9 protein-coding genes are annotated in these 9887 nt (G+C 59.0%); 5 read left to right on the top strand and 4 right to left on the bottom strand.

Annotated features, from left to right (window positions below; all coding sequences use genetic code 11):
* Positions 1-253: 253 nt before the first annotated feature.
* Positions 254-685: a hypothetical protein gene (locus tag E1297_RS07265; protein WP_155135845.1), complete on the top strand. Its 432-nt coding sequence runs from the start codon at positions 254-256 to the stop codon at positions 683-685.
* A 69-nt stretch (positions 686-754) separates the two neighbouring features.
* Here the strand turns inward: E1297_RS07265 and E1297_RS07260 are convergent, their stop codons facing one another.
* Positions 755-1012, bottom strand: coding sequence for a YjhX family toxin (locus E1297_RS07260; protein ID WP_155135842.1), 258 nt, complete (start codon positions 1010-1012; stop codon positions 755-757).
* A gap of 577 nt (positions 1013-1589) precedes the next feature.
* Between E1297_RS07260 and E1297_RS07255 the strand changes: the two genes are divergently transcribed.
* A complete protein-coding gene (locus E1297_RS07255; RefSeq protein WP_155135839.1) occupies positions 1590-1886 on the top strand; it encodes a phosphatidylglycerophosphatase in 297 nt (98 codons plus the stop codon).
* Positions 1887-1904: 18 nt separating this feature from the next.
* Here E1297_RS07255 and E1297_RS07250 read toward each other — a convergent pair whose 3' ends face one another.
* Both E1297_RS07250 and E1297_RS07245 read right to left on the bottom strand, forming a co-directional pair.
* Positions 1905-3437 carry a DASS family sodium-coupled anion symporter gene (locus tag E1297_RS07250; protein WP_155135836.1) on the bottom strand — a complete coding sequence of 511 codons (1533 nt, stop codon included), beginning with the start codon at positions 3435-3437 and terminating at the stop codon, positions 1905-1907.
* A 232-nt stretch (positions 3438-3669) separates the two neighbouring features.
* Positions 3670-3924 carry a DUF6455 family protein gene (locus E1297_RS07245; RefSeq protein WP_155135833.1) on the bottom strand — a complete coding sequence of 85 codons (255 nt, stop codon included), beginning with the start codon at positions 3922-3924 and terminating at the stop codon, positions 3670-3672.
* Positions 3925-4106: 182 nt separating this feature from the next.
* Here E1297_RS07245 and E1297_RS07240 point away from each other — a divergent pair, with 182 nt between their 5' ends.
* Both E1297_RS07240 and E1297_RS07235 read left to right on the top strand, forming a co-directional pair.
* Positions 4107-5618, top strand: a complete 1512-nt coding sequence (locus E1297_RS07240; protein ID WP_155135830.1) for a flagellar hook-length control protein FliK — start codon at positions 4107-4109, stop codon at positions 5616-5618.
* A complete protein-coding gene (locus tag E1297_RS07235) occupies positions 5615-5941 on the top strand; it encodes an EscU/YscU/HrcU family type III secretion system export apparatus switch protein (RefSeq protein WP_155135827.1) in 327 nt (108 codons plus the stop codon). The genes E1297_RS07240 and E1297_RS07235 overlap by 4 nt, the downstream gene beginning before the upstream one ends.
* A gap of 505 nt (positions 5942-6446) precedes the next feature.
* Here the strand turns inward: E1297_RS07235 and E1297_RS07230 are convergent.
* Positions 6447-7526 (bottom strand): sulfite oxidase, encoded by a 1080-nt coding sequence (locus tag E1297_RS07230; protein ID WP_155135824.1) that lies wholly within the window; start codon positions 7524-7526, stop codon positions 6447-6449.
* Between the two features lie 393 nt (positions 7527-7919).
* Between E1297_RS07230 and gatB the strand changes: the two genes are divergently transcribed.
* Positions 7920-9401, top strand: a complete 1482-nt coding sequence (gatB, locus tag E1297_RS07225) for an Asp-tRNA(Asn)/Glu-tRNA(Gln) amidotransferase subunit GatB (protein ID WP_155135821.1) — start codon at positions 7920-7922, stop codon at positions 9399-9401.
* Positions 9402-9887: the final 486 nt, after the last annotated feature.

Genomic DNA, 9887 nt, shown 5'->3' with positions numbered 1-9887 from the left:
CGCGTAGCGGCGCGTTCCGCGCCCTTGACACTCAATTCCTTATGGCGTCATCGTCACTTCAGTGACATAAGCCAAATTATGCATGTTTCGATTGGCTATAATATGCAGAGGTGTTTTGGGGGAGGTCTCCGGACTCTCTGTTTCCCGGTCCGCCGAAGATCTGTCCCGCAGGGCAATGAGTTTGTCAGACGGCTTTGATCCGTTGAAAAAGCGATTACATCCGGACAGTATAAAGCGGCTGACGGAGGTGGTGATGACGCACGCGGCGAAGCAGAACACAAACGGCTTCGATGGCCCGTTGCAACGGCGGTTCCAAACCTTCTTTTATGACTGGGCGTTTTCAGGCGAAAAAACGGCCGAAGAAGTGCTTGAGACCTATTTTGATCGTGAATTCAGTGCGTTGATCGACGGAAAACGGCTTAGCCGCAAGGATTTTGGAGCCCGGATTGTTGTCATGCGGCGTGATGTCATTGTCGAGCGGCAGGATTTTCTCCAGATGATGGAGGACGGAGACCGTCTCTTCAGCATGCACCGGGTGTGGGGCAAGTCCCTCGTGAGCGAAGCCCCGTTCGAGACCTTTGCGATTGCCTATTTCCAGTTTCGAGGCGGGCGGCTCCTGAAGGGCTATCTCAACAGTGCAACTGTCGGCGATCCGCGTGATCTTGATATTGCATCTCGCCACTGAACCCGGGCAGTCCTGCGCCGCTTGTCTGAGATGCGGCCGGGGCACGCAGGCTGCGGCCCCGGCGCCGGGTCAGCGGTTGTCGGCCTGGGAGCGCACGCGGCGCAGTCCCAGTTCCGTGATCCGGTACGGGCCACCACCTCTTGAGGCGATGAAGCCGCGCCGTTTCAGCTTGCGAAACAGCTTCAGGTCACAGCCAGCCCAGGACCAGCCGTCGCGGGTAATGGTCTCGTTTTGCGTGATTTTCCCGCGCTCATCCCGTTCGATGCGAATACAACCACCTTGAGCCAACAGGTGCAGGACCCGTTGTTCCGGTTTTGATATGTCCATGTTGTGAAGTCTTTGAAATCAAGATGCAAACCATCACACACTGCAGCAGGCGCATGCAGCGGTGGTACTTGCTTTGTCCCCGGTTCCAACGAAACCGGGTCTTACCGGGACTCTTGACGTCCGCGCATAAAAACTCCGTTCAAAGACAATCGCCCGTTAGCATGCCCCGATCAGCGATGCAAGCGGCTGGCAGGTCAGCTGTTTTCGGCAGGCCACCGGCCCGTTTCCGGATCGGGGGAAACCGCGCAGGCATGTGCGTCATCTGAGCGGCACCGGGCGCAGCGCAAGTTCCTGGAAATCTGCGCGAGCGTTGCGTCCGGTTGGTACCTTCCCGCATTCAGGTAGCGGAACCGGCTGCAGTCCGGACAGATAATCGCAAGGCGGTTGCCTGACGCGACGAGGTTCTGAATGGACATGCTGGTTGTGGCAATCGGTTGGTCTGAAGGCATAAACAAGGCTCAAAAGCTGAAGGAGGGACGAGCATAAGCAGGAACGCCATGAAAGGGTAAACTTTGTTTTCATCCGGGGCCGTTATTCAGGCTCGCCTTTCTGCCACAATGCCGTTAAACAGCCCCGCATGTTCACCTTGTCCGATACATGGATCGATCTGCTCGGGTTTTCCGGGCTGTTCAATCCCATTGCCCTTGTGATTGGCATCTACCTTGGATGGCACGCCAATCAAGCCGCGAAAATCTGGATTGCGGGATTTGCTGCCGCGATCCTGTCCCTGATTGCAGAAGCCGCGTGGGGCTTTACCGGCCTGCCGCATATCATTTCGCAAGACGCCGGGGCTCTTGCCATGTTCCCGTTCCGGTTTGTCGGCGGCGCCGCTGCGGCAGCGATTGTCTATCACGTTCGCAGGCTGCGCCGCTAGGGAAAGCCGATCAGGCCTTCAGTGGGCCCATACCGGGGCGCTGGTCACATCGATTCCGAAGATCGGAATGGCAACCAGATACATGATGGCGGTGATCGCCAGCGCTCCGACAATGTTCAGGATGATCCCTGACTTTATGAAGTCCGTGATGCGGAGCCGCCCGCTGCCGAACACCACCGCATTTGGCGGGGTGGCCACCGGCATCATGAAGGCACAGGAGGCTGCAAGCGTCGCGGGGATCATTAGAAGCAGCGGGTTCATGTCGAAGCCGGAGCTCAATCCGGAGAGGATCGGCAGAGTGATCATCGTGGTTGCCGTATTCGATGTGAAGGCGGTCACGAAGGTCATGCCAAGGCTCAGGATGAAAACTGTTGCGATCGGCGGAAGCGAGCCGAGAAGCTGCAACTGCTCGGCCAGATAGGCCGCCAGACCCGACGTATCGAATCCGCGCGCCAGTGCAAAGCCGCCGCCAAACAGCAGAACCACACCCCAGGGCAGCTTTTGAAAGCATGAGCCGTCCACCAGTGTCGAGGAGGTCGAGCGCCCCTTGTTCGAGCGGGTCGGAATGCAGAACAGCAGCGATGCCATCATCATGGCAACAGTACCGTCATTGATCATGTGCGATTGGGGGATCAGGTCCGACCAGCCCGGGATCTCGGCAAAGCCGAAATCAAGACCCTGACGGGTGGTCCAAAGCAGCGCCGTGGCGGTAAACAGGGTCAGAACCCAGAGTTCCTCCCATCCCATCTTGCCCAGGCTTCTTTGCTCTTCCGCAATTTCATCACTGGTGATGTTGATCCCGTCTGGCGACTTGTAGAGGATGCGGGTGAGCAGAATCCAGACAAAAGCAAGCATGACAATCGCGAGCGGCAACCCGATCGCAAACCATTGCCCGAAGGCAATTTGTGGCGCATTTGGGTAGTTGCCTTCGAAGATGCTCTTCAAGGCAAGGTTGGGAGGTGTTCCGACGAGGGTCGCCATGCCGCCGATGGAGGAGCCGAAAGCGATTGCAAGCATGGCCGAAACGGCGAAGGGATGGGCTTTTTCTTCACCGAATTTCGCTTCCAGCTTGTAGATGGTCGAGAGCCCGATCGGAAGCAACATGATCGCGGTTGCAACATTCGAGATCCACATCGACAGAAAGCCGGAGGCGAGGATGAAGCCAAGAATGATCCGGTCCGGTTTGCCGCCAATCGTTGCGATGATCGCAAGAGCAATGCGCTTGTGCAGGTTCCAGCGCTCCATGGCGATCGCCATGATGAAGCCACCCAGAAACAGGAAGATGGTGCTGTTGAAATAAAGAGGCGCGGTATCGGTTGCCGACATGATGCCGAGAACCGGAAAAAGAACAAATGGAAGCAGTGCGGTCGCCGGTAACGGAATTGCTTCGGTGAACCAGAAAGTTGCCATCAGGGCCACAACGGCAGACATGTTCAGGACCGGTGTCATCTCCGGTCCGGAGGGTATCATTATCAAGGTCAAGGCAATGATCGGACCAAGGGAAAGGCCTATGGTCTGGGCGGTTGACCTGCGCATGATATCTGTCGCCATTTATGGGTCCTTTTTCGGATGCAGGACCAATGCGCAACATTGGCCTTTTTTACGATCAGACCACTGCGCGGGCAACCGTGGCAAAAACAGGCCGCCTAAGTTAAACTTATGAAATGTTTGTCATTTTATAGGCTATTTTCACAATTAATGTGCATCTTTTGCCCTCCAAATGGGCAAACTGGAGAAACGTAGACAAAAACGTGCAGTGCTTCCCGGCCGCTGGTCTTGGCAATCAACTCCGCTTCAGGAAGGACTTGAACAGCTCTGCGTTCGGGCACTCGCGATAGGGCTCCTCCGCGCCCTTGGCGTTTTCCGCGAGCCAGTCCTTGCAGCCGTCCGCATGTTTGCAATTTAGACACCGGCTGGAGGCTTCGCGCAGGCTTTGGTCCAAAAGCGCGCCTTCCGGCATCACCTCCATGGCGCCGATCGTCTCGAGCATGCGGCCCATGAGTTCGGCCCGCTCGTTCATTTTGTCAATCCAGCGCATTGTCTGCTCCCCAACCGGTTTGGTCACGACTGTGACTTTGCGGAATGTGACGGAGGGCGGAACCAGCAACCTTGACAAGGATCAAGGCCCGGCCTCAATTGTCTGATCCACACGGTTTTTCGGGATTTCGTTAACCGGACACTGCGATAGTCATCGTGAAAACTGCGGGGTGGAGTGCTGCGATGGTGAATGCCGTTATCGGGAAACCAACCGCGTTGACCGGCGCGGGCCAGATGACACTGGCCGGTTTGAAGCCGGGTGCTCAGATCAGCGGCCGGGTCGAGAGCGTCTCTCCGGACAATGTGTTGCGGCTTGCCACCACTCAGGGAACGCTGGATCTGAAGGCAAGTGTACCGTTGCCAAAAGGGACGAATGTTCTTCTGAAAGTCGGCGGAGAGCCCGCCAACCCGAAGATCGAGATCATTCCTGTCCCCAAAGCGGCACAACCTTCTCCGGCTCACACACAAACATCGATACCACATCAAGCGAATGCGGTTTCAGGCTCTTTACCGAATATGCAGGTTCCCGCCAGTACCGGGTTCGTTGCCACCTTGGCTGGCGCTCCGGATGGTGCAGAACCTATTGCCTCGCGGGCTTTACCCAGTCAGTCCGGTGGGGCACAGATGCTGGCCCAGAGTGCTGCCCACACTGCCTATGCGGGCCAAGGGCGGCCATCCGCGCAAACCTCTGTGACTGATCCTTCCGCTCAAAACACGAAACCTCTGCCGTCTGCCGTTCCGGCTGCAGCAAAGGCCGTGGTGCCCTTGCTGCGCGAACAGCAGGCGGGAATCGCAACCGTCTTCCCGCAAATCGGCGCGCTCGCTTCGGCGCAAACCGGCAGTGGTCCGGAATTGCCCGATGCCCTGATCCGGACCATGCAACAGATCATGGGACTTCGGCTGGGGCCGGCAGGCGCCCCCGTCAGCGCGGATCAAGTCCTTCAGGCCGTTCGCGGGGCAGGGTTGTTTCGGGAGAGCGGCCCGGCTGCCGGATCCGTGCCGTCCGGCTCTGAAGGGGGGCTGGACCTCAAGTCGCTGCTGATCTCCCTGAAGACGCTGCTTTCGGCGCTCGGTGCGCAGGCAAAGGCGGTCAGACCCGCAACACAGACGCCGCCTCCCTCGCTGACGGCCGGACCCCGCGCGCAAAAGCCTGCCGCCGACCGGCCGCTGAATTCAAGCGGGTCAACCCGTCCACATCCGCCTGAGCAGCAGACCCTCACGGGCTTGCTTCGGGATGTCGATGCAGCCCTTGCCCGCATTCGCCTGACACAACTCGCAAATCTCGGTTTGCCGGTTGATGAGCCTCAGGCCGCCGCCGGAAAACCGATGGATCTGGTGGTGGAGCTGCCGATCCAGGCGGGCGCAGAAACGGCGGTTCTGCAAATGCAGATCGGCCGCGACCGGGAACGGAGCGGTGCCGAAAACCCGGAGGACCTCCCGTGGCGTCTGCGTTTTGCGCTGGATCTCAGCACAACCGGACCGATGGAAGCAGCAATCAGCCTGAAGGTGCAGGCGGTCTCTGCCAGTCTCTGGCTGGAGCGGCTCGAGACGTATCTGGCGTTTCAGGATCAGCAGGCGGCACTGGAAGCCGCCTTTGCCGGCACCGGGCTCGACCTTCAGGAACTCAGGTTCATACGCGGTCTGCCGAAACAGGCCGGGATACCCTCCGGGGCCTATGTGGATCGCAGCTCATGACGGACGAGACGAGAAACAAGCGGGCTGTTGCGCTCAGATACGAGGGCGGCGATCTGGCGCCTTTTGTCACAGCCAAAGGGTCGGGCAAGCTTGCCGAACGGATCGAGGAACTTGCAAGCGAGGCCGGTGTGCCGATCGAGCAGGATCCGGTTCTGGCCGAGGCCCTGTCCCAGATCGAACTCGATGCCCAGATCCCGTTCGAACTCTATCAGGCCGTCGCCACCTTGCTGAGCTTCATCCTGCAGACAGGTAGCGCAGCAGACCCGGCGAACCATACCTTGCGTGAACACTCAGATGGCGGCTCTGCAGCAGGAACCGAATGATCAAGAAGGCTTAAATGGTTTGTAAGAACAAACGCTTGTTTCGCGCGCTTTTCTAGCCGTCTTGCGAAGCAGATTTCTTCACGGAATGCCTTCAATGGCTTCCGGGCCAGTTTGTCACAATGGAATTCGACTTTAGGACGCATTTGCGCCGCGCTTCGGTTTTCGACCCTTGATGCGCAATCGCGAATGATACCCGCACGCAATTTTCCCGTGAGACAGTTCAACTCCGCATCGAGATGCGGGCTTTTGTTTTTGCCGCTGCTCAGCGTGACCGGCGATCAGGTCGGGCATTTTCATTGTGCGTCTCGACAGGCATCCCGGACGCAGAGAAGCGAAGATCCGGGATCGGAGAGCTTATGAAATCGCCGACCTCCGAGGCTCTCCGGTCCCGGATCGCACTAACACTTGTCCGGGATGACGGAAATGAGCGCCGGCACTGTATTTGCCATTGATACAGCCTGTTCAATGACGACACGCGTCTTGGGCAGGCAATCTTTGGGTATCTTCAAACAACCTCCACCGTGATCCTGTGGATCGAGTTGTTGAGATAGCCGCCGGGGTTCCAGCCGGCTGAAACCGGTTGAACCTCTCCCTCCTGATCGGTTGCCCGGACACAGACCTCGTAGGTGCCGGAGCCGGGGAAGGTGATCTCGGCGCTCCAGTTCTGCCAGGCGCCCGGATTGACGGGCGGTTTCAGATCGGCGGGAAACCAGCTCTTTCCGCCGTCAATCGACACGTCGAGCCGGTCGACGCTCCGGTCTCCCGACCACGCATGCCCCCGGAGCTGCATCTTTTGGCCGACAGTTGCACCGGCACGCGGATAGGTGATCATCGATTTCACCGGCAAGCGTTCGATGATGTCGAAGTCATTGTCCGTATAGGCTTCGCCGGGGCCAATCGGACGGTTGGGCATGCGGTAGGTGGTGCCTGTCATGCAGGCGCCGTCATGCACCTTGTCTCGGATCCAGATCCGGCTCAGCCATTTCTGGGAACAGGAGCCCGGCCAGCCCGGAACCACCAGCCGGAGGGGGGCGCCGTGCTGGATGTCGAGCGGCGCGCCATTCATCTCGTAGGCGATCAGCACATTTTCCGTGAGCGCCTTCCCGATCGGCAGGCCGCGTGACATTGGCGCGCCATGGGGATCGCCCGGGACCTTGCAGTTGGAACTGTAATGCGCGGTATAGACGGCGCCGGGTTTGAGGTTCGCCGCTTCCAGAACATCCTTGAGCCGGACGCCGGTCCAGCGCGCACAGGCGACAGCGCCTTCTCCGAATTGCAGGCCCGGTGTCTCCGGGGTGAAGCCAATCCGCCCATCGCCCGCGCATTGCAGCATCAAGGCAAACGTCACCGGTTCGAACCGGCTCTTCAGCTCATCGAGCGATAGCTTAAGCGGATTGTGAACTTCGCCGTCAATCGTCAGTGTCCAGTTGGCGGTGTCGATGGAGGCGGGCGGCTTGCTGATGTTGCGGATGAAATGCAGATGGGTCGGCGTGATCGGATCGTCGAGCAGATGTGCCGGCGTTTCGGCGTTCAATGGTTGTTCGCGCAGAATGCGCAGATCGCCTTTGACAAGAGTATCGCTCATGGCCGCAGGAACCTTTTGCCCGAAATTCAAAATGCAGTACCGCGCAAGGGCGGTGGCAAGAAAAGAAATGCGTGGAAGCAGCGCGAAACGGCAGCGCCGGTTACCTTCATATGGTGCCGCAATAGCTGAAAAAGAATGTCAGGCCGGGTCTTTTCCTGCAACTTGGCAGCTTTGAGCTTGTCACAAGTTGCAGGATGGGGTCTCGGGTTCAGGCGCCTGGTATCGTCAGAGGTTTGCGGCGGATCCGAGCGCCCAACTTGTGAGCGGGCCGCATGAAACCCTTGCAGCTTTGCCAATTCCCGACTAGGCATCTTTCCGGCGATTTTGCGCGAAGGCCGGGCCCGCCTCCCGGACATCCCCGGCCCGCGGCAACAAGAACAGGATTTTAGACGCATGACGATTGTCGAGGCACGCACACCCGATCCGAAAAAGTTCATCAAGGGCGCGACCGGCGATTGGGAAATCGTGATCGGGATGGAAGTCCATGCCCAGGTGACCTCCGAGGCGAAGCTGTTTTCCGGCGCATCGACCGAATTCGGCAAGGATCCCAATGACAATGTCAGTCTCGTGGATGCGGCCATGCCCGGCATGCTGCCGGTGATCAACGAGGAATGCGTGCGGCAGGCGATCCGCACCGGTCTGGGCCTCAAGGCCGGGATCAATCTGAAATCCGTGTTCGACCGCAAGAACTATTTCTATCCGGATCTGCCGCAGGGCTACCAGATCTCCCAGTTCAAGCAGCCGATTGTCGGCGAGGGCAAGATCCTGCTCGACATGCCGGAGGAGAAGGTCGAGGTCGGCGTCGAGCGTCTGCATCTGGAGCAGGACGCGGGCAAGTCCCTGCACGACCAGCATCCTTCCATGTCCTTTGTCGACCTGAACCGTTCCGGCGTGGCGCTGATGGAAATCGTCTCCAAGCCGGATCTCCGTTCGGCTGACGAAGCCAAGGCCTATCTGACCAAGCTGCGCACCATCCTGCGCTATCTGGGCACCTGCGACGGCAACATGGATCAGGGGTCCATGCGCGCCGACGTCAACGTTTCCGTGCGCCGTCCGGGCGAAGGCTTCGGCACGCGCTGCGAGATCAAGAACGTCAACTCCATCCGCTTCGTCGGTCAGGCGATCGACTATGAAGCCCGGCGTCAGGTCGCCATTCTGGAAGACGGCGGATCGATCGATCAGGAAACCCGCCTGTTTGACGCGGTCAAGGGCGAAACCCGGTCCATGCGCTCCAAGGAAGAAGCACATGACTACCGCTATTTCCCGGATCCCGACCTGCTGCCGCTGGAGTTCACGCAAGATTTTGTCGACGATCTGGCGCAGCACCTGCCCGAGCTTCCGGACGACAAGAAGGCCCGCTTCATCAAGGATTACGGCCTGACCGAGTATGACGCCGACATTCTGGTTGTCGAAAAGGCGTCTGCCGATTTCTTCGAGGATGTTGCCAAGGGGCGCGATGCCAAGCTGGCTGCCAACTGGGTGATCAACGAGCTGTTCGGCCGACTCAACAAGGAAGGCAAGGATCTCGACACCAGCCCGGTCTCCGCCGCCCAGCTCGGCGCAATCGTGGACCTGATCAAGGATGGCGTGATTTCCGGCAAGATCGCCAAGGACCTGTTCGAGATTGTCTGGACCGAAGGCGGCAACCCGGCGGAGATCGTCGAGGCGCGCGGCATGAAGCAGGTCACGGATCTGGGCGCCATCGAGTCGATCGTCGATGAAATCATCGGCGCCAACCCGGACAAGGTCGAGCAGGCCAAGAACAAGCCCGGTCTTCTGGGCTGGTTTGTCGGTCAGGTGATGAAGAAGTCCCAGGGCAAGGCCAATCCGCAGGCGGTCAACGATCTGCTGAAGCAGAAGATCGGTCTGGAGTAATTCTCCGGCAATACCCGTTTTGACCCGCTTCAGGACGGCCTGGAATGTGGGTACAAGGCCCCGGCGTTCAGCCGGGGTTTTTTGTTCGGGAGCAACGCTTGTGCCGGTGATCCGGCAACGAAACGGAATGGAGCCCTTGGTCAAGCCGCGGGATGACGTCCGGGGCGGGAGGGAATGGCCGCTGCCTTGTGGGACTTCGCGTTTGAAAACACCCGGCCCTGAATGGGTTGCCGCCAAATAATCCGGCGGCCCGCCACTTGTTTACCGGTCTCTGGTTTTCACCGTCATGCCATGGCTCGACCATGGCATTCATTCCGTTGTTGCGCTGCAAACGCGCCCGGTGACCAAGAGATCGGGTTTTGCATCAGTGTCTCAAGTCACATGGCGCAGCGGTCCCGTTGATTTCAACACGGGCCGCCATCCGCCCAGCACAAAAACCGCCGCGAGGGGCTCCTCCGGCGTTTTGAGCAAGAATTTCCCGTGAAG

The sequence above is a fragment of the Roseibium sp. RKSG952 genome (assembly GCF_009711355.1).
This window is presented reverse-complemented; position numbering and strand designations above follow the sequence as displayed.

Excerpts from the sequence above, each read along its gene's own strand:
- E1297_RS07255 (WP_155135839.1), top strand. The coding sequence starts at position 1,590 with ATGTTCACCTTGTCCGATACATGGATCGATCTGCTCGGGTTTTCCGGG.
- E1297_RS07260 (WP_155135842.1), bottom strand. The coding sequence starts at position 1,012 with ATGGACATATCAAAACCGGAACAACGGGTCCTGCACCTGTTGGCTCAA.
- E1297_RS07240 (WP_155135830.1), top strand. The coding sequence starts at position 4,107 with ATGGTGAATGCCGTTATCGGGAAACCAACCGCGTTGACCGGCGCGGGC.
- E1297_RS07245 (WP_155135833.1), bottom strand. The coding sequence starts at position 3,924 with ATGCGCTGGATTGACAAAATGAACGAGCGGGCCGAACTCATGGGCCGC.
- E1297_RS07250 (WP_155135836.1), bottom strand. The coding sequence starts at position 3,437 with ATGGCGACAGATATCATGCGCAGGTCAACCGCCCAGACCATAGGCCTT.
- gatB (WP_155135821.1), top strand. The coding sequence starts at position 7,920 with ATGACGATTGTCGAGGCACGCACACCCGATCCGAAAAAGTTCATCAAG.
- E1297_RS07235 (WP_155135827.1), top strand. The coding sequence starts at position 5,615 with ATGACGGACGAGACGAGAAACAAGCGGGCTGTTGCGCTCAGATACGAG.
- E1297_RS07265 (WP_155135845.1), top strand. The coding sequence starts at position 254 with ATGACGCACGCGGCGAAGCAGAACACAAACGGCTTCGATGGCCCGTTG.
- E1297_RS07230 (WP_155135824.1), bottom strand. The coding sequence starts at position 7,526 with ATGAGCGATACTCTTGTCAAAGGCGATCTGCGCATTCTGCGCGAACAA.